The organism is Chryseobacterium sp. RU33C (assembly GCF_900156015.1).
Taxonomy (GTDB): Bacteria; Bacteroidota; Bacteroidia; order Flavobacteriales; family Weeksellaceae; genus Chryseobacterium; species Chryseobacterium candidae.
In genome coordinates, this window is record NZ_FTMT01000004.1 from 140253 (window position 1) to 158852 (window position 18600).

Sequence of the window (18600 nt, forward strand, 5' to 3'; positions counted from 1 at the left end):
AATTTAGTTTTAAGATGGTTAGAATGATGAATTAAATATAAGAACTTTTATTATAACGGAAATTATTTTTTAATACAGGCATAAATTGTAACTTTGTGTATTCATAACGCAAATCAATTTATGGAGTCTCCAAAAAAATTACAGGATATAAAAGTGGCTGTAGATGCCGTTATTTTCGGATATTTTGATAAAAAAGACCTTCAGATCCTTCTGATTAAAAGAAATATTGAGCCTTTTAAAGGTGGCTGGGCTTTACCGGGAGGTCTGGTTCTCGATGATGAAAGTGTAGATGATGCAGTAAAAAGAGAATTGTATGAAGAAGCCGGCATAAAGCCCGATTTTTTAGAGCAACTCTATACATTTGGTAGTCTGGGTCGCGATCCGAGAAACAGAGTTGTTTCTGTGGCTTATTTAGGGCTTGTAAACCCCTCTTATCATGAGCTGTTTGCCGATTCAGATGCCGAAGAAGCCCAATGGTTCAGTATCAATAGACTTCCTTCAGTGGCTTTTGATCATAAAACAATCATTGAGACTGCTCTAAAAAGGCTTCGTACAAAAATTCAATACCAGCCTATCGGCTTCAATCTTCTCAATGAAGAATTTCCTTTTTCAGACCTTGAAAACCTTTATAAAACAATTGTCGGACAGGAAATTGACAGAAGAAATTTCCGCAAAAAAATCATGAGCTACGGACTGCTTAACGAAACCAACAACGTTAAAAAAGAAGGCAGTGGCAGACCCGGAAAACTTTTTACATTCAATAAAGAGAAATATAAAGAGCTGGAAGAACAGGGCTTTTATTTTGAAATTAAATAGTTTGTTTTAAACACAAATTTCACAAATGTCTTGCACGATTATTCGCTAATATTTATAGGCGTTTTCGGAATGCACATTATACAATATTAATTGAAAGACATTCAATAGGAAACATTTGACTCCAGATTGTATTATCGGGCTTCTGTCATTCTGATGGAGGAAGAATCTCGTAGTTGTTTAGATTCATCACTATACTGCATTTCGTTCAGAATAACATTGATGTAATAATAATTTTTAAGATCAAATTCCATTGGCTTTAGCCTAAACGCATCAAATTTGTGTCATTTGTGATCAAAATTTGTGTTATTCGTGTTGATTGAAATTAAATTTTTATCTCTGAAAATCAATCAACTATATTTATTAGTGTAAAATTAACACAAATAAATTTGGTTAATAAAATCATATTCCTTTAAATTTGTGTCAAAATAACGCAATCATGAAATTCACCCTACAAAATATTACAGAACGCTTTCAGAAAAAAGAAAAGATAAAATTTCTTTTTTTCTGGGGACACACGGCAAAAGATGAGGTTACCAAATCATGTTTCAGTCAGTGGTTTCCGGGAACTTTTGAAGAAAACGGAATTACCTATAGAACGGCAGAACATTATATGATGGCGGGAAAAGCCAGATTATTTAATGATGCTGAAATGGAAGAGGAAATTTTAAGAGCCACTACTCCTAATCAGGCAAAAGCTCTTGGCCGAAAAGTGAAAAACTTTGACCCGAAGCTTTGGGATGAACATAAATATCAGATTGTAACCCAGGGAAATCTTTTAAAATTCTCTCAAAACCAGAAATTTAAAGACTTCCTGCTGTCAACCGGAGACAAAGTTTTAGTGGAGGCAAGTCCTTATGATAGAATCTGGGGAATTGGGATGCTGGAAACAGATAACAGAGCTGAAAACCCTTTATTATGGAACGGAGAAAACCTTTTAGGATTTGCTTTGATGGAAGTAAGAGATGAATTAAGAAGGTAAAAACACAAACCAGACACAAAATATTAATTATGGAAAAAATAGAATTACATCCACAGATATTCCTGATTGAAGATTTTCTGACTGAAACGGAATGTGATCATTATATCAGTCTTTCTCAGGAAAAAGTCTTTGAAGAAGCAAAAATCAATGTATTCGGACGCCAGCAGATGAATAAAGGAATCAGAAATAATGACCGATTGATGATTTTTGATACTGCAATTGCTGAAGAGCTTTTTAATAAGGCTGCAGAGTTTCTGCCTCAGGAATATGATGGATATCAGCTTCTTAACTTTAATGAAATGCTCAGAGTTTATAAATATGCTCCCGGACAGCAGTTCAAAATGCACAGAGACGGAAGTTATATCCGAAATGAAAAGGAGAAAAGCTTTTACACCTTTATGATCTATCTGAATGATGATTTTGAAGGAGGAGAAACAGAATTTGAAAACCTGTTTACAGTCGCTCCAAAGAAAGGGACTGCCCTTGTTTTTCATCATCTATTAAGACACGAAGGAAAAACACTGATCAGTGGCTTGAAATATGTTTTGAGAACAGATATAATGTATTCAAAAGTATAAATCAACCGGATCAGAGACATATATTGCTATGTCTTGTTTAATTAGCTTAATATTAACACAAATGAAAATATTTGATCATGGAAAATGAATTAAAACCCAGATTTATCAAATCATTACAAAGAAATAATGATCAGATCAGAGAAGACCGTGCTAGAATCATCGGAGCAGATTCCGAACTGATTTACATGCGCAGAGTGGAAGATATCGAATTAAAAATTAAAAGACTCGAGCGCGAACAGGAAGGGCTTATTGATATCAGTCCTTTAGACAGAAACAGTCTGACTTTTGCGGATTTTAATCCCGAAGCATTCGTTCAGAAAGATATGGAATTATCATTAACAATCAGAAATCTGAATATTCAGCTCGAAGTGACCCAAAAGAGATTTGAATATTTATTTGGAAAAACATTGTAGTCATGGGAAGTACAAGATACGATTTAGGCGCTCGTTATGACAGAGCAAGCAAAGCAGGTTACGGAACAAAATCCGCGGGAGAAATTTTCACCCAGAATGCCAAAAGAATGGCTCACGAATCGATGAATCCTCACGGTATTTCTTTCAGAGAATCCAGAGATTCGGAAGTTCATCCCAATTCAGTTCCGATTATTTTAGGATTGGATGTTACCGGAAGTATGGGACATATTCCTCATGAGCTGATCAGAGAAGGATTACCTAAACTCATGGGAGGAATTATCCAGGGAGGAGTTCCCGATCCGGCCTTATTGTTTCTTGGAATCGGAGATCATGAATGTGATGGCTATCCGCTTCAGGTGGGGCAGTTCGAATCGGGAGATCAAGAACTGGATATGTGGCTCACACGAACTTATATTGAGTCCGGAGGAGGTGGAAATGCAGGTGAAAGTTATCTTTTAGCGTGGTATTTTGCCGCTTTTCACACCAGAACAGATGCGTTTGAAAAAAGAGGACAAAAAGGATTATTGTTTACCGTAGGTGACGAACCCTGTTTAAAAACACTTTCTGCATCCGCGATCAGAGAGATTATGGGAAAAGGACAGCAAACCTACACTCATTTTGAACTGCTGGAAGAGGCAAAGAAAAAATATGAAGTATACCACATCAGTGTTTTGCATTCCGATCAGGCATTGAGAGCAGACAGAGGCTGGAAAGAATTATTAGGACAAAACTGTATTTCCATAGCAGATCACAGGGAAATTCCGGATGTTATAAAAAACATCATCTGTGATAAGTTTAAAAATCAAAGCTTCGGAACAACAGGAACAGGAGGATTAGATCAGTTTCAGATGCTTTAGAAATCTGTCAATGTCATCATAAAATATGAATGCTAGAAACCTCAAAAATTAAAAGACATGAAAAAGGCGCAAATAGTAATAGGACTTGGTTTTGGTGATGAAGGAAAAGGGATTACCACAGATTTTCTGGCTTCTCAGAATCCGGAGGCTGTTGTGATCAGATTTTCAGGAGGGCAGCAGGCGGCACATACCGTAATGATTGATGAAAGAAAGCATGTACATTCCAGTTTTGCAAGCGGTGCACTTCGCGGTCTGCCTTCTTACTTTACCGAGCATTGTACCATTCATCCGGTTTTTCTACTCAATGAAAGAGAAGAGTTAAAAGCAAAGAACGGAAACATTGAGCTGCATATCCATCCATTGGCAAAAGTTACAACTCCTTTCGATGTATGGCAGAACAGAACAAATGCCCGTAATCTGGAACACGGAACCTGCGGAAAAGGAATAGGAGCAACCATGAAAAGACACGAAAGTCCTTATAAACTGTTTGCTATAGACCTCATATCACCCAGAGAAATGCTGATAGAAAAGTTGAAAGGAATTGCCTATTACTATGGTTTTGTAGAAGAAGGCGAGATCAGGGAACTTTTACAGCCTTATTTAAATGCCATTGAAGCTATTGATTGGAAAATAGATGATTATAATTACCTGGCTTCATTCGATCACCTCATTTTCGAAGGAAGTCAGGGTATTTTACTCGATATGGATCATGGCGTTTTTCCTAATGTAACCTATGCTCATACCACTTCTAAAAATGCATACGAAATCTGTAAGCTTTTAAAAATTGAAGATATTGAAATGTTTTATGTCACCAGAAGTTATTCAACCCGCCACGGAAACGGCTGGATAAGCAATGAAAAACAAATGAATCTGAAAAATAATGAAGAAGAAACCTGTACATTTAATGAATATCAAAAGGAGCTAAGAACCGGGGAAATAGATTACAAACTGCTGAATTACGCCTTAAAGCTGGATGGAGCGTATGTATTTCCGACTAAAAAGAATTTAGTTGTTACCTGTCTTGATCAGATTGATGAACAATTTAAACTGGAAAACCTTGAGGTTGAATTTAATGCTGTTTACGGATCTTATTCTCCTTATTCGAAGGATTTTAAGCCCTTTTTAATTTCAAAATAAGTAATCAGGCATAGAGTAAAAGCATTATTTTTATACTTAATAAGAGATTAGAAGAATGATTTAAAGATTGAAAATAATGACCATGAAAGCAATAAAATATATAAAAGGAGATGCTACCTGTCCTGACGCAGGAGGAAATAAAATAATTGCCCATATCTGTAATGATATTGGAGGCTGGGGAAAAGGTTTTGTTACTGCCATTTCAAAAAGATGGAGACAACCGGAGAAAGAATACAGGGAATGGTTTAAAAACAAAGAAAATTTTAACCTTGGAGAAATCCAGCTGGTTCAGACAGAAGAAGATCTCTGGATCTGCAATATGATTGCTCAGCATAAAATAATTACTCATTCGGATGTTCCTCCTATAAGATATGATGCCGTGGAAGAATGTTTATTAAAACTGGCTCATGAAGCTACCCAACAGAATGCTTCAGTACATATGCCGAGAATAGGATGTGGACTGGCAGGAGGAAAATGGGAAGAAATAGAACCTATTATTGAAAGAACATTGCTTGCAAAAGAGATACAAGTATATGTATATGATTTTGAATAAAATTAAATATTAAATGGATAAACTCTTTCTTGCCTCAAAATCACTTACTGGAATAGCTATAGGAGATGCTTTTGGTGAAAGCTTTTTTGGAGAAGAATCTATAGTAAAAATGTATATTCATCAGAGAATTATTACAGAAAGGTCTCTGGATTTTACAGATGATACCATTATGTCAATTGCTGTTTTCAGATCTTTGGAAAAGTTTGGCAGCATCCATCAAGACTTTCTGGCAGAAGAGTTTACTAAAAACTATTATAAGGATATCAACAGAGGATATGGACCTACTATGCATCGGTATTTCAGAGATTTGAAAAATGGAGAGAATTGGAAAGACGTTTCTTATTCAAAATTTGCAGGGCAGGGGTCCATGGGAAATGGAGGAGCTATGAGAGCCTGTACAATTGGAGCGTACTTCTATGATGATCTTAAAAAATTAAAAGAAAATGCCGAGCTTTCCTGCGAGATTACTCATGCCAATAAGGAAGCAATAGAAGGCACAAAAAGTATTGCTTTGGCATCAGCATTTGCTATTCAGGAGAGATTGGGGATCATAAAACTTACTCAGCAAGATTTTATTCAGAAAATTCAAAATGAGTTAAATGATTCTGATATGAAAAGTAAGTTGAATAAATCATTATATCTTGATGGTAACCCAAGTATAGAATTACTAATAAGAACTCTTGGAAACGGAATCAAAATGACAGCTCAGGATACTGTTCCTCTTGTTATCTGGATGTTATCGAGATATAGAAATAATTTTGAGCAATGTCTATGGAATACAGTTTCTGCTTTAGGAGACAGGGATACAACATGTGCAATGGCTGGAGGAGTAAGCATTCTATGTTGTAATGAAAATACAGTTCCTGATTGGACAAAAAATGTTGAAAACTGGAAAAAAAGCAAATTTTATGAAAATTGAATTAATAAAAGGAGACATCACAAAAATCCAAGCTGATGCAATTGTTAACGCCGCCAATTCTTCCTTACTTGGTGGAGGCGGGGTAGATGGAGCTATTCATAGAGCAGGCGGTCCTCAGATTTTGGAAGAATGTATTGCGATCAGAAATAGACAAGGAAAATGCAAAACGGGAGAAGCAGTAGTAACAAATGCAGGAAATCTCTCTGCAAAATATGTTATTCATACAGTAGGACCAGTTTGGAACGGTCACGAAGAAAAGGAATCAACTCTTCTGGCAAACTGTTATCGTAATTCTTTGAATTTAGCAGAAAGCCTTGGTGTGAAGACGATTGCTTTTCCTAATATTAGTACAGGAGTCTATAGATTTCCAAAATTACTGGCAGGAAAAATTGCGGTAGATGAAGTCAGAAAATTTAATTCAGATATTATTGAGAAAGTTATTTTTGTTTGTTTTGATGATGAAAATGAATTGATTTACAAAAAACTATTATATTAAAAACAATGAAAAAACTAACCATATTAAGCGGCGCAGGAATCAGTGCCGAAAGCGGAATAAAAACCTTCAGAGACGGAGACGGTCTCTGGGAAAATCATAATGTAACGGATGTGGCAAGTCCGGAAGGATGGAGAAAAGACAGAGCATTGGTCCTGGAATTTTACAACCAGAGAAGACGTCAGCTTCATGAAGTACAGCCCAACGAAGCGCATCAATTGCTGGCAGAGCTGGAAAAGCATTTTGAGGTACAGATCATTACCCAGAATATAGATGATCTTCATGAAAGAGCTGGATCTACCAATATCCTTCACATTCACGGAGAACTGTTCAAATCATGTTCTTGTAATAATAAAAGCCTGATTTATGAACAAAAAGAAGATATCAATATTGGTGACAAAGCCGAAGACGGAGCACAATTAAGACCTTTTATCGTTTGGTTTGGAGAAGATGTCCCTTTATATCAAAAGGCAAAAGAAATTGTAAAAGAATCGGATATTTTACTGGTTATCGGGACTTCTTTGCAGGTTTACCCGGCTGCCGGGCTTATTCATGATATCAAAGATGACTGTCTTTTAATCGTCATCAATCCTAACGAAACAGGGTTTGGCTACGGACAGAGAGCTGTAGTAATGAAGGAAACAGCTACACAAGGAATGAAACTATTATTTGATAAACTGATCAACCTTGCCTGATGGAAAATAAAGTAAGAGCAGGAATCATGGGGGTCTGCATTGGAGATGCACTTGGTGTTCCGGTGGAATTTAAGAAAAGAGAAGACTTAAAACGTTTTCCGGTAACAAAAATGCTTGAATATATGTCCTGGAACCAGCCCAAAGGAACGTGGAGTGATGACAGCTCACTTACTCTTTGTCTTGCTGATGAACTTGCCAAAGGTTACGATCTGGAAAAAATCGGACAAAGTTTTGTGAAATGGAATAAATATGGTCATTGGACTGCCCATGGAAAACTTTTCGATATCGGAGGAACTACAAGACATGCTCTGGCAAGATTAATCAAAGGCGAAAGTGCTAAATTTTCAGGAAATATTTTTGAAGAAGACAATGGGAATGGTTCTTTAATGAGAATTCTTCCCCTTGCTTTTTATCTTGAAAATGAAGAGGATATTCAGAAAATTTATTTTACAGTAAAAGAGGTTTCGGCGATAACTCATGGTCATTTCCGGTCTGTTTTTGCCTGTTTCATCTATGTCATTTTTGCCATTCAATTGTTGAAAGGAAAAAATAAAAGAGAGGCATACACGCATACACAGAAAGTGTCTTTATAATATGCTGAAAAACAAGGCTTTAATCCAAATGAAATTGAGCTTTTCAGTAGAATTTTAAAGAATGATATTTCCAGATATCCTGAAGATGAAGTTAAGAGTGGAGGATATGTTCTTCACAGCCTGGAAGCTTCACTATGGTGTTTTCTCAATTCAGAAAGCTATTCTGAAGCCGTGTTGAAAGCCGTAAATCTCGGAGAAGATACAGATACTACAGGAGCCATTACCGGAGGAATTGCCGGAGTTTATTACGGATATGAAAATATTCCGCAGGAATGGATTGCTGAACTGGAGAGAAAGGATGATATTGAAGCATTGTGTGAGAAATTACACCAAAAATTAATGAACTAAAACACAAACCATGAACGAAATAGAAAAGAAAAAGATAAGTAAATTTTTAAGCCTGATCTTACGTCATCAGCCAGAAAGTATAGGACTTACACTGGATGAAAACGGGTGGGCAGATATAGAAGAGCTGAGAGCAAAATCAGCCAAAAGAAGAGCGTATTTCACTCCCGAAGAACTGGATGAGGTTGTAGAAACCAATAACAAAAAACGCTTTGCTTTTAATGAAGATAAAACGATGATCAGGGCAAGTCAGGGCCATTCTATTGATATAGATCTGGCTTTAGAGGCCAAACAGCCCCCTGAATTTCTCTACCACGGAACTGCAGAAGCCAATATCTCTTCCATTTTAGAAAAAGGAATTGAAAAAAGAACCCGCCAGCATGTACACTTAAGTGCTGATAAAGAGACTGCTGCAAAGGTGGGAATGAGACACGGTAAACCTGTAATTCTTACCATCAGAACCGGAACAATGCATCAGGACGGATTATCTTTCTATCAGTCTGCAAACAGGGTTTGGCTTACAGATTTTGTAGATGCAAAATACATTTCAAAATAAAATGAGCAGAACATTAGTAATAGGAGACATTCACGGTGGATTTAAAGCCTTACAGCAGGTTCTTGAAAGAGCAGGAGTCACACCTGATGATCAACTGATTTTCCTCGGAGATTATGTAGACGGTTGGAGCGAGTCCTCCCAAATTATCCAGTTCTTAATCGAACTTTCTGAAAAGCAGGAATGTATTTTCATCAAAGGAAATCATGACGTATGGTTTGAAGATTGGCTGGCATTTGGACAAAAACCTGATGTATGGCTTTTTAATGGAGGAAAAAGTACCATAGAAAGTTATGCGGATTATTCTCTTGAAGACCTGGATATTCATCTCGAATTCTTTCAAAGGATGAAAAATTATCATATTGATGATCAGAAACGGTTGTTTATTCATGCCGGATATGTTTCCATGCACGGCCCTGAAAGAGAGGTGTATTCCAGTAATTACCGTTGGGACAGAACTCTGTGGGAAACAGCTGTCGCAATGGATAAAAAATTACAGAGAAACTCGGAATTGTATCCTAAAAGACTGCTTCTGTATAAAGAAATATTCATCGGACATACCCCAACGCTGGATATTGGGATCAAAATACCCGCCAATAAAGCCAATATCTGGAATATGGACACCGGAGCCGCTTATACCGGAGTTTTATCCATCATGGATATTGATACTAAAGAATTCTGGCAAAGTGATCCGCTTCCCTCCTTATATCCTGAAGAAAAGGGCAGAAATTAATACTATTGAGAACAAACCTAACAGGTTTTCAAAACCTGTTAGGTTTCTATTTTAAAATAATTTTACCTTTTAGCCTCTTGCAATTTTGACTGCCAGCACATCCCTTTTCTCACAAAAGATGATTAATTTTAAAGTCTGAAAATATGACTTCAATGAAACTGAAATATCTTTTATTCACTCTAATCTCTACGCTGTTTTTGGCTCAAAAATCATTTCAGACTCCTTTTGAAAAAGGGAATGGTAACCAAACTGTTACCTACGATGAAATGAATAGCTATTATCACGATCTGGCTAAAAATTTCAATACCATTCAATACCTTAAAAAAGGAGAAGATGACAGTGGAAAACCCATTTATGTGGTGATTTATAATCCCTTTCCTGAAAAAGATCTTGAAAAATTAAGAAAAAACAAAGCCATTCTCTTTGTCAACAACGGAATTCACCCTGGAGAGCCTGACGGAATAGATGCTACCATGATGCTGATGAGAGATCTTGCCTCCAAAAAGATTAAAACCCCTCAGAACTTTATTATTGCTGCTATTTCAGCCTATAATGTAAGCGGAATGTTGAACAGAGGATCTTACTCGAGAGCCAATCAAAACGGTCCTGAACAGTATGGTTTCAGAGGAAATGCAAGGAATTACGATCTGAACAGAGATTTTATCAAAGCAGATTCCAGAAATGCCAGAAGTTTTCAGGAGATATACCAGTGGCTCAAACCGGATGTCTTTATTGATAACCATGTCAGCAATGGAGCAGATTATCAATATACGTTCACCTATATTTCTACCTTTAAAGAACGCTTGGGAAATACCCTGGGAAACTATTTCTACAATGATTATCAGGCTAAAAATCTTGAAGATATGAAGAAATTGGGCTATGAAAGTACGCCTTATGTCAACATTCACGGAGATGTACCGGAAGTAGGATTTGCCTCCTTTGAAGACTCTCCCAGATACTCTACGGGATATACTTCCCTTTTCAACTCGTTGGGAACCGTTCCGGAAACCCACATGCTGAAGCCTTATGACAAAAGGGTGGATGCTACCTACAAATATATGCTGGTGAATCTGCAGAACTTAGATAAAGATTATCAGAAAATAAAACAGCTTCGTATTAAAAATTTAAAACAATATCAGGCAGGAAAACAATATGGCATCCGTTGGAAAATAGATTCCACAAAATTCTCTACGATGGATTTTAAGGGCTATGAAGGAAAATACAAACCCAGTGAAGTTTCAGGGAAGCCAAGGCTGTATTATGACAGAAACAAACCTTTTACAAAAAATATAAAGCTTTTTACAACAGCAGTTCCAACCGGATATATTACCATTCCGAAGTATTATGTCATTCCACAGTCGCAATATCGGGTGATTGAAGAATTTAAAAGAAATAAAATTCTGATGAAACCAATAGAGAAAGACAGTACAATAGCCGTTGAGTCTTATAAAATCAAAGATTTTAAAACCGTTAAAAACCCGTATGAAGGCCACTATCTGCATTTTGAAACAACAGTGGACACTGCTCTGAAAAACATGACATTTGCTGCCGGGGATTATCTGGTTTCTACCGATCAGCCTGGTGTAAAATATATCATAGAAACACTTGAACCTGAAGCATTAGACTCATTTTTCAACTGGAACTTTTTTGACGGAATTCTGGCTCAGAAAGAATATTATTCCGCCTATATTTTTGAAGATACCGCTGCCGAACTCCTGAAAAAGGATAAAAAGCTGAGAGAATCCTTTGAAACAGCTAAAGCATCGGATAAAAAATTGTCTGAAGATGGAGAAGCACAACTGGATTGGATCTACAGACATTCTCCTTATTTTGAGGAGAAAACGTTTAGACAGTATCCTGTTTATAGGGTGTTGTAGAAGTTTTTTGTAAAAAACAAGATTATTTCTTTTTTTTCATGTCGATTTGTTAATAAATATGTTTTGTTTTTATTAAATTAGCCGATAAAACAAACACATGAAACAAATTTATCAATTCGTAACATTGCTGTGCTTTGTACCAATAGGTCTGCTTGCACAATATTCTCAAAGTTTTGATTCGGCAACAATACCTGCTGATTGGACCGTAATTAATGGAGGAGATTCCGGAACCTGGGAAACTTTGGATTCCTATGATTCCTCATTCAATGCTCCTCATTCAGGATCTCATTTTCTGGGATTGGAATATGGCAGTACTGCGCATGATGATTATGTCATTAGTCCTGCCATAGTAGTTACCGCAGGAGTATCAGATAAGCTTACTTTCTGGGCAAGAAACAGAGGGTCAGGACTAGCTGAAACGGTGGATGTAAAAGTTTCAACAACAACACCTACCGTTGCAGGGCTTACCAACACGCTCGCAACAGCAGTAAAACCACCTACTTCGTGGAATCAGTACACTTACGATCTGACTCCTTATGTAGGGCAAACAATTTATATTGCTTTTCATTCCACTACAGAAGATATCTGGTTTATAGGGATAGACGATTTCCAGATTTCAGCAAATAATCTTGCGGTTTCTGATGTAAAAGCGGATAACAGCCGTGCATCTATCTATCCAAATCCGGTAAAAGATATCTTATACATCAAAAATAAAACAAAGATATCTGAAATCAATATCTATGATTTTAGTGGAAAACTGGTGAAAAAAGAAATGATGGGCTTAGAAAACGGAACTATAAACGTAAGCGAGTTGGCCGCAGGAAATTATATAATAAAAATAAAAGATAAAGAGACTGAAAAGGGCTATAAAATCATTAAGAAATAAAGTTTCTTATGCATAGAATAAAAAAGACGTTTCAAACGAAACGTCTTTTTTATTTATCTTGGTAAACCTCTCTTCAGGGCTAATTCTGCTCTTTTAATTGCCATTTTCTCTTTCCAGTCCATATAATTTTTTTTGAAATTGGACTTCATGATGTCGTCGAATTTACGCTGTACGGTAAGATTCCACAGTGAATGTGCTTTTACTGCCCACGATTTGTCCCAGGCTCTTAAAGAAATTGAGAAACTTCCGTCCAGGTATTTCATCCAGTGCCACCATCCTGTAGGCATGAATAAGGTATCTCCATGTTCCAGAAAACACTCAATTCCTTCTACACCATCCAGTGCCGGAAACTTGGTGAAATCAGGATTTTCAATATCATAATCTTCCAGGGCATAGGTTGCATATGGAATCTGATAAAGTCTTTCTTTCCATTTATAATCAAAAAGAAGAATGTGCTTTCTTCCGTTGAAGTGAGTATGGAAAATATGGGCCATGTCAATGTCAAAATGAAGGAACGTTACCGATCCTTTTCCGCCAAAGAACATATTGGGATATTTATCCAGAAAACCTCCCATTAATTCCTTGGGAGAAATATAATCTTCCAACAATTTTGGGGCATATTTTATAGGATCGAAAAGAAATATTCTGAGATCAGTAGGCTCCCGCTGGATAAGATCTATATAATCTCCAAACTTCATTTTTGCTGCCGATGCATTGATGGGAGCAGAAGGATCTGCCTTTGAACTGTCATATAACGGAACCTCCACATCTCCTACAACTTCCTTCATATATTCCATCGTCCATTTTTGATAAGCAGGCCATTTTTTTGCCATATTCCTGATGACAACGGGCCTTCTTGGCTTCAGATATTTTGCGTAGAATTCTTCTTTTGAAATGTCTTCTACAACATCTATAGGCTTTAAAATAATTCCCATTTTATAAATTTTATGTTACAAAATTATTAAATATATATTTATGTAATAGCGTTTAATTTTTTTTTTAATCTATGATTCAAATCAGATTTTACTATTTAGAATAAGTAAGAATATTAATTCCTTTACTTCCTTTTAAAATTGTTCTTTATGTAATAAAAAAAGACAATATCTATCCGGATAATGTTACAGAAATTTAAAAATAATTTCCTACTCCTTTTGCATATTTTTTATGCCAAACATGATCTTATGATGAAATAAATATTGGAAAAGAAACCTTCAACTGTTTATGATTTTGTTTGAGAATATTTCTTTTTTAAACAAAAGTCAAAAGCTTGAAAATTATCACTATGTTTGTAGTGATACTGATTTAACCTTTGAGGGTAAAATTGATCTTTATAAAAGTGTAACAAAAAACCACAATGATTAACTAATTGAGCAAATAATAAGTATGAAAAAAAATATTACTTTATTTCTGATGCTTTTCTTTACTGTGCTTACTTTTGCTCAGAAAACGATTTCAGGAAAAATTACTGATGATGACGGGGTGGCAATACCAAGTGCCAGTGTTACTATAGAAGAACCCGGCAAAGATGCTATTCTTGCTTACGGAATTACCAACTCTAAGGGAGAATATAAGGTAACTTTCACTTCCGGAGAATCCAATGTGGATCTGAAAGTGAAAGCATTCAATCAGAAACCTCTTACCAAGCAAATCAATAACAGCGATCAGACTCTGAACTTCAAAATGCAGTCTGAAGCCACAGAAATTAAAGAAGTACAGCTGAAAACAAAGATGATTACCGCAAGAGGCGATACCATTTCTTACGATCTTAAAGCATTCAACAGTAAAAATGACAGAACCCTTGCAGATGTTATGAGAAAGATTCCGGGGATTGAAGTCAATAAAGACGGAACAATTCTTTATCAGGGAAATGCCATCAATAAATTCTACGTCAATGGAAAAGACCTGATGGAAGGTGGTTATGGAACCATCAACAACTCACTTCCTAAAGATGCCGTACAGAAAGTAGAAGTTCTTGAAAACCACCAGCCGGTAAAAATACTTCAGGATAAAGTACCTTCAGATCAGGCTGCCATCAATATCAAACTTAAAAACTCTGTTACCATGACCGGTAGAGGCGAAGTAGGAACCGGTTTCGGAGATCCATGGCTTTGGAATGTAAAGCTGACTCCCATGTTTTTCGGGCAGAAAAGCCAATGGGTAGTCAATTATAAAACCAATAACATGGGGGAACAGGTAGAAAATGAAGGGAATATTCTGGCTTTCGGAAGTTCATGGGAAGGAAGAAGAAGTAATATTTCTCAAAATAACTGGCTGAGTGTAGAGAATGCATCCGTGCCTGATCTTCCGGTAAAAAGATATTTGATGAACAGCGTTCATTATTTGTCAGCTAATTATTTAACAAATATTGATAAGAAGAAAGAATGGGAGCTTAAAGCTAACGCAAACTATACTAATAATGCGGTAGAAAGAGAATCGAACAGTATTACCAGAGATATCCAGCAAGGAACACAATACACGACCAGATTCCTGAACAATTTCTATACAGATAAATTGAAGGGAGAATTGATATTTACGAAGAATGCCAAAAAAGGATTCTTTAAAAATACAACTACATTTTCTCAGTTTTGGAATGCAGACAGAGCTGTTGCAGAAAGAAATGATAAAACCGGATATAGATTTGGAAATGAAGCTTTAGAATCTCCTACGACATCTTTCCAAAACTCTTTAAGTACAATTATCCCTTGGAAAGAAAAAATGGTGAATTTTAAGTCTTATATAAGCTATCAGGATGATAGACAGACATTAGAAATTAGCCCTGCTAATTACCTGCAGTTTCCTTATAGAGATTCGCTTAAAGGTCCTTTAAAAACAATAGATTTTGCGCCGGGAAGTACAGCGTTACAGTATTTCAGAATCAAGTCTTTAGATACGTCACATTCTGCAAATATCAGTTTCACTACAAAAGGATGGACCTTTACACCACAAGTAGGATTTGATCTGTCAACAGATAACCTTACCACCAACTTTGATGGAAGCACAGTTAATAATAAACCGGATTTCGCAGGCTTAGCTTATGAAAATGATTTAAAATTCACAAGAATCAATCCATCTGCATCTGTAGGAATTAATTATAAATCTGAATCGTGGAGTCTATTTTCAAGTTTCCCGGTAAACTTCAATAATATTAAGGCTGAAGATGCTTTTAGAAATGTTTCCAAATCATTAAGTAAAGTAACCTTTACACCCAATATTTTTGCCCAATATTCATTTGCTTCATTCTTTAAAGCCAGCGTGAATGCAGGAATAAGCAATAATTTTGGAGATATACAGACGGCTTATGCAGGGTATATCCTGACAAGTCCGGGAGGATTTAATGTAATGAACCCTAAAAATCCGATACCTGAAACCAATACAAAAAATGGAGGACTACGATTAGAGTACAGAAATCCTTTGAACAATCTGTTTTTTAACGTGGGCTACAGGTTAACTGATACAAAAAACAATTTACTCGCCTCAAGCGCTGTCAACGAATTAGGATTTAGCGTTATTGAGTATATAGAAAGTGAAAATAAAAGAACAAACAATAGCCTGTATGTAGAAATTGGAAAGTATTTTCCAAAATTCAAAACCAATGCTTCAGTAACATTTAATGATACAAGTTCAAAATCACAGTCCAGAAGAAATGATCAGGATATTGACACCAAAAATAATGGGAATACATTAGGATTTAAATTCAACAATACCTATTTCTCATGGATGAGTATTGATTTTAATATGACCAAATCATGGAATAAACAAAGTAATGGAATCATCCAGAATGATCTTGGAAAAACCGAATCTTACACTCATAACTTAAATGTATTCTTTTATCCTTTAGAAAATCATACCATTGGTTTTTACTGGGACCAGATCAATTCAAAACTGGGAGATACAAAACTAAACAATGGATTTTTTGATGTTTCATACCAATTCAGCTGGGCAAAGAAAAAAGTTGACTTTGAATTGAAATGGATGAATATTGCAGACCGAAAAGTATTTGAAAGAATAAATGTCGGAGATGCTACCATTACACAAACAACCATGCAGCTCCGCCCAAGCCAGGTGATGTTTACCGTAAAATTCAATTTTAAATAAAACAAGAAACCAATCCACGCGGATTGGTTTTTTGTTGAGATATACTTAGATAGTAATTAAAAGCTTTGCTGGTCTGCTGAAGGCCCATAGCTTCCTGGCAAAGGAATATTGTTCAGTCTGTAATACACTCCCAGTTGAGCCCTGTGATGGGTGATCTGATTTAAAGCATGGCGTATTGCTCCGTATTTGCTCCAGCTTGCCAGCTCATGACCATCATTTTTAATCGTCCAGCTGGGATTCAGATCATCTTCTGTACTGTTTTCCAATGCCGTTTTGGCCAATTGGTAGTCCTCCTCCAGCTTTTTCATGAGTTCACCCCTCGTAGAAAGAACGACAGGTTTGTAGTCTCCTTTGGCAAAATCCAGTTCGGAAGTTTTTAAAATAGTGTTTGGCCATTCAAAAACTTCTACCAGATGAGCGGCAAGGGGCATCATTTTCATGCTTTTTTCATGAGGAGCATAATCGTTTTTTCCTTCCGGGAACAGTTCAATAAATTTTTTCGTGGTTTGAAATTCTCCCTCCAGCTCGGATTTTAATTGAGATAAAGTGTCCATAATATTTTGTTTTTTAGAAACTTAAAGGTAAGCGTTTTAAAAATGAAACCGTTTTAAGAGAATCATAATTTTTTAATTCTTATAACATTAAGGATAAATGATAAATAAAATTTGAAAAAAACTGTAACAAAATAAAACATGCGATTACTAATTATATAAAACTTGCTATAATGAAAAAATTATTCTCCCTATTTCTTATCGCTCTTTTTGCTTTTGCTGGCGCTCAGGAATCAAAAGAGACTGCAAACCGTTTCTTTTATGAACTTACTTTTAAGCCGAAGAAAGATTCAGCAAAACTAGATAAGATCATTACTATCCTTGATATTACTCCTAAAAAATCAATCTATCAGGATTATACAATGCCTGCCCAGGATTTTATCATTAAAGTTCAGATAGAAGAAATGGAGAAAACCAAATCTTTTAAGGATATGACTAAGCTGATTAAGTGGCCGAAATTTTCCTATAAGATCATCAAGACTTATCCTGACATGAAGGTACAGTATGTAGACAGAATCAGCAGAAACCTGTTCTCATATGAGGACGACCCGAAGCTGGAATGGAGTATTCTACCAGATAAACAAAAAATAGGAGCATACAATGCTCAGAAGGCAACTACTGACTTTGGAGGAAGAAAATGGACGGCATGGTTCAGTTCAGACATCCCTTTTCAGGATGGTCCATATAAATTTAAAGGACTTCCAGGCCTTATTGTAAAAATTGAAGATGCTGATAAAAACTATTCATGGCAGTTGAGTGGAAACAAAAAGATAGAGAACTATGATGAATTGTCTTATGCGGATAAGATCAATGCTAAAATGGGAATGATGAGCAATACAATAACGCCTACATCGAAAGAAAAATTCCTGAAATCTTACGAAGGTTACAAAGCAGATCCTTTTGCCGAATCGAGACCTTATATGACCGCAGAAAATATGAGCAGACCAATGCCGGGAACAGATGGAACCGTAGGAGACTTTATGAAGAGATTGGAAAAGCAGGTAAAAGATTTCTTCGGATCTAATGATAATCCAATAGAAAAAGAACAAGCTTCTGATAAGAAGAAAAAATAAGCATTCATATCAACTAAATTATATTTTGAATCAACCCAGATACAGCAATGTGTTTGGGTTGATTTCTTTTTATTGAAAATGTTCCATTATGGATTATATAGGATTGAAGAAAACACTATTTTGAACTGATATTCAAGAATAAACAATTATTTTTCATTATATGTTTGTTTTACAACAAATTAAAATACTATGGGTTAATAGTCAAAAATAGTTGGTGAAATTCTTTATAATGCCGATTGTTACTTATGTTACAGGAAGTTTATTGAAACAAAGTTCAATAAACTTTTTTATTTCTGAAAATTCAAAAAAATCGTTGTTGGGACTGCTTTGGTTGCCAAAAAAAATTTTAAGAATGAAAAAGCAGAAATAAAAATAATTAAAAAATTGGATCAGGCTAAGATGAATTTGGAGGGATGTATTGCAATTGCATCTTATGTTGGGAGTTACAATCCTT

Annotated in this window: 18 protein-coding genes and 1 pseudogene; 17 read left to right on the top strand and 2 right to left on the bottom strand. The window is 35.8% G+C overall.

The window, feature by feature from the left end; translation table 11 throughout:
- Window positions 1-120 precede the first annotated feature (120 nt).
- The 15 genes and pseudogenes from BW946_RS05460 (at window position 121) to BW946_RS05530 (ending at window position 12427) form a co-directional block, all read left to right on the top strand.
- Window positions 121-816, top strand: coding sequence for an NUDIX hydrolase (locus BW946_RS05460; RefSeq protein WP_076595197.1), 696 nt, complete (start codon window positions 121-123; stop codon window positions 814-816).
- A 436-nt stretch (window positions 817-1252) separates the two neighbouring features.
- A complete protein-coding gene (locus BW946_RS05465) occupies window positions 1253-1795 on the top strand; it encodes an NADAR family protein (RefSeq protein ID WP_076595198.1) in 543 nt (180 codons plus the stop codon).
- Between the two features lie 29 nt (window positions 1796-1824).
- Window positions 1825-2373 (top strand): 2OG-Fe(II) oxygenase, encoded by a 549-nt coding sequence (locus BW946_RS05470; protein ID WP_076595199.1) that lies wholly within the window; start codon window positions 1825-1827, stop codon window positions 2371-2373.
- 77 nt (window positions 2374-2450) lie between these two features.
- Entirely contained in the window at window positions 2451-2786 is a 336-nt protein-coding gene (locus BW946_RS05475) for a hypothetical protein (RefSeq protein ID WP_076595200.1), read from the top strand.
- Between the two features lie 2 nt (window positions 2787-2788).
- Entirely contained in the window at window positions 2789-3643 is an 855-nt protein-coding gene (locus BW946_RS05480; RefSeq protein ID WP_076595201.1) for a hypothetical protein, read from the top strand.
- A 57-nt stretch (window positions 3644-3700) separates the two neighbouring features.
- The gene (locus BW946_RS05485) at window positions 3701-4780 is read left to right on the top strand and encodes an adenylosuccinate synthetase (RefSeq protein ID WP_076595202.1); all 1080 of its coding nucleotides are present in this window, start codon (window positions 3701-3703) and stop codon (window positions 4778-4780) included.
- Window positions 4781-4862: 82 nt separating this feature from the next.
- The gene (locus BW946_RS05490; protein WP_076595311.1) at window positions 4863-5333 is read left to right on the top strand and encodes a macro domain-containing protein; all 471 of its coding nucleotides are present in this window, start codon (window positions 4863-4865) and stop codon (window positions 5331-5333) included.
- A 13-nt stretch (window positions 5334-5346) separates the two neighbouring features.
- A complete protein-coding gene (locus BW946_RS05495) occupies window positions 5347-6252 on the top strand; it encodes an ADP-ribosylglycohydrolase family protein (RefSeq protein ID WP_076595203.1) in 906 nt (301 codons plus the stop codon).
- Complete coding sequence (locus tag BW946_RS05500) at window positions 6242-6748, top strand: O-acetyl-ADP-ribose deacetylase (RefSeq protein ID WP_076595312.1); 507 nt, start codon at window positions 6242-6244, stop codon at window positions 6746-6748. The genes BW946_RS05495 and BW946_RS05500 overlap by 11 nt, the downstream gene beginning before the upstream one ends.
- Window positions 6749-6753: 5 nt before the next feature.
- A complete protein-coding gene (locus BW946_RS05505) occupies window positions 6754-7440 on the top strand; it encodes an SIR2 family NAD-dependent protein deacylase (protein WP_076595204.1) in 687 nt (228 codons plus the stop codon).
- Window positions 7441-7466: 26 nt separating this feature from the next.
- Window positions 7467-8381 (top strand): annotated as a pseudogene (locus tag BW946_RS05510) (ADP-ribosylglycohydrolase family protein).
- A gap of 10 nt (window positions 8382-8391) precedes the next feature.
- Window positions 8392-8934 (top strand): RNA 2'-phosphotransferase, encoded by a 543-nt coding sequence (locus BW946_RS05515; RefSeq protein WP_076595205.1) that lies wholly within the window; start codon window positions 8392-8394, stop codon window positions 8932-8934.
- Window position 8935: 1 nt separating this feature from the next.
- Window positions 8936-9664: a metallophosphoesterase family protein gene (locus tag BW946_RS05520; RefSeq protein ID WP_076595313.1), complete on the top strand. Its 729-nt coding sequence runs from the start codon at window positions 8936-8938 to the stop codon at window positions 9662-9664.
- Between the two features lie 152 nt (window positions 9665-9816).
- Window positions 9817-11541: a M14 family metallopeptidase gene (locus BW946_RS05525; RefSeq protein WP_076595314.1), complete on the top strand. Its 1725-nt coding sequence runs from the start codon at window positions 9817-9819 to the stop codon at window positions 11539-11541.
- Between the two features lie 97 nt (window positions 11542-11638).
- Window positions 11639-12427: a T9SS-dependent choice-of-anchor J family protein gene (locus BW946_RS05530; RefSeq protein ID WP_076595206.1), complete on the top strand. Its 789-nt coding sequence runs from the start codon at window positions 11639-11641 to the stop codon at window positions 12425-12427.
- Between the two features lie 53 nt (window positions 12428-12480).
- On the opposite strand, the gene BW946_RS05535 is transcribed toward BW946_RS05530, so the two are convergent.
- On the bottom strand, window positions 12481-13362 hold the full coding sequence (locus tag BW946_RS05535; protein WP_076595207.1) for a cupin-like domain-containing protein: 882 nt from the start codon (window positions 13360-13362) through the stop codon (window positions 12481-12483).
- A 448-nt stretch (window positions 13363-13810) separates the two neighbouring features.
- Here BW946_RS05535 and BW946_RS05540 point away from each other — a divergent pair, with 448 nt between their 5' ends.
- Window positions 13811-16522 carry a carboxypeptidase-like regulatory domain-containing protein gene (locus BW946_RS05540; RefSeq protein ID WP_076595208.1) on the top strand — a complete coding sequence of 904 codons (2712 nt, stop codon included), beginning with the start codon at window positions 13811-13813 and terminating at the stop codon, window positions 16520-16522.
- A gap of 56 nt (window positions 16523-16578) precedes the next feature.
- On the opposite strand, the gene BW946_RS05545 is transcribed toward BW946_RS05540, so the two are convergent.
- On the bottom strand, window positions 16579-17076 hold the full coding sequence (locus BW946_RS05545; protein ID WP_076595209.1) for a DinB family protein: 498 nt from the start codon (window positions 17074-17076) through the stop codon (window positions 16579-16581).
- Window positions 17077-17246: 170 nt separating this feature from the next.
- On the opposite strand from BW946_RS05545, the gene BW946_RS05550 reads away from it, so the two are divergent.
- Window positions 17247-18146: a GLPGLI family protein gene (locus BW946_RS05550; RefSeq protein WP_076595210.1), complete on the top strand. Its 900-nt coding sequence runs from the start codon at window positions 17247-17249 to the stop codon at window positions 18144-18146.
- Window positions 18147-18600 lie beyond the last annotated feature (454 nt).

What these genes read in the sequence shown, in the direction of transcription:
- BW946_RS05460 (WP_076595197.1), top strand. Translation starts at nt 121, where the DNA reads ATGGAGTCTCCAAAAAAATTACAGGATATAAAAGTGGCTGTAGATGCC.
- BW946_RS05465 (WP_076595198.1), top strand. Translation starts at nt 1,253, where the DNA reads ATGAAATTCACCCTACAAAATATTACAGAACGCTTTCAGAAAAAAGAA.
- BW946_RS05470 (WP_076595199.1), top strand. Translation starts at nt 1,825, where the DNA reads ATGGAAAAAATAGAATTACATCCACAGATATTCCTGATTGAAGATTTT.
- BW946_RS05475 (WP_076595200.1), top strand. Translation starts at nt 2,451, where the DNA reads ATGGAAAATGAATTAAAACCCAGATTTATCAAATCATTACAAAGAAAT.
- BW946_RS05480 (WP_076595201.1), top strand. Translation starts at nt 2,789, where the DNA reads ATGGGAAGTACAAGATACGATTTAGGCGCTCGTTATGACAGAGCAAGC.
- BW946_RS05485 (WP_076595202.1), top strand. Translation starts at nt 3,701, where the DNA reads ATGAAAAAGGCGCAAATAGTAATAGGACTTGGTTTTGGTGATGAAGGA.
- BW946_RS05490 (WP_076595311.1), top strand. Translation starts at nt 4,863, where the DNA reads ATGAAAGCAATAAAATATATAAAAGGAGATGCTACCTGTCCTGACGCA.
- BW946_RS05495 (WP_076595203.1), top strand. Translation starts at nt 5,347, where the DNA reads ATGGATAAACTCTTTCTTGCCTCAAAATCACTTACTGGAATAGCTATA.
- BW946_RS05500 (WP_076595312.1), top strand. Translation starts at nt 6,242, where the DNA reads ATGAAAATTGAATTAATAAAAGGAGACATCACAAAAATCCAAGCTGAT.
- BW946_RS05505 (WP_076595204.1), top strand. Translation starts at nt 6,754, where the DNA reads ATGAAAAAACTAACCATATTAAGCGGCGCAGGAATCAGTGCCGAAAGC.
- BW946_RS05515 (WP_076595205.1), top strand. Translation starts at nt 8,392, where the DNA reads ATGAACGAAATAGAAAAGAAAAAGATAAGTAAATTTTTAAGCCTGATC.
- BW946_RS05520 (WP_076595313.1), top strand. Translation starts at nt 8,936, where the DNA reads ATGAGCAGAACATTAGTAATAGGAGACATTCACGGTGGATTTAAAGCC.
- BW946_RS05525 (WP_076595314.1), top strand. Translation starts at nt 9,817, where the DNA reads ATGAAACTGAAATATCTTTTATTCACTCTAATCTCTACGCTGTTTTTG.
- BW946_RS05530 (WP_076595206.1), top strand. Translation starts at nt 11,639, where the DNA reads ATGAAACAAATTTATCAATTCGTAACATTGCTGTGCTTTGTACCAATA.
- BW946_RS05535 (WP_076595207.1), bottom strand. Translation starts at nt 13,362, where the DNA reads ATGGGAATTATTTTAAAGCCTATAGATGTTGTAGAAGACATTTCAAAA.
- BW946_RS05540 (WP_076595208.1), top strand. Translation starts at nt 13,811, where the DNA reads ATGAAAAAAAATATTACTTTATTTCTGATGCTTTTCTTTACTGTGCTT.
- BW946_RS05545 (WP_076595209.1), bottom strand. Translation starts at nt 17,076, where the DNA reads ATGGACACTTTATCTCAATTAAAATCCGAGCTGGAGGGAGAATTTCAA.
- BW946_RS05550 (WP_076595210.1), top strand. Translation starts at nt 17,247, where the DNA reads ATGAAAAAATTATTCTCCCTATTTCTTATCGCTCTTTTTGCTTTTGCT.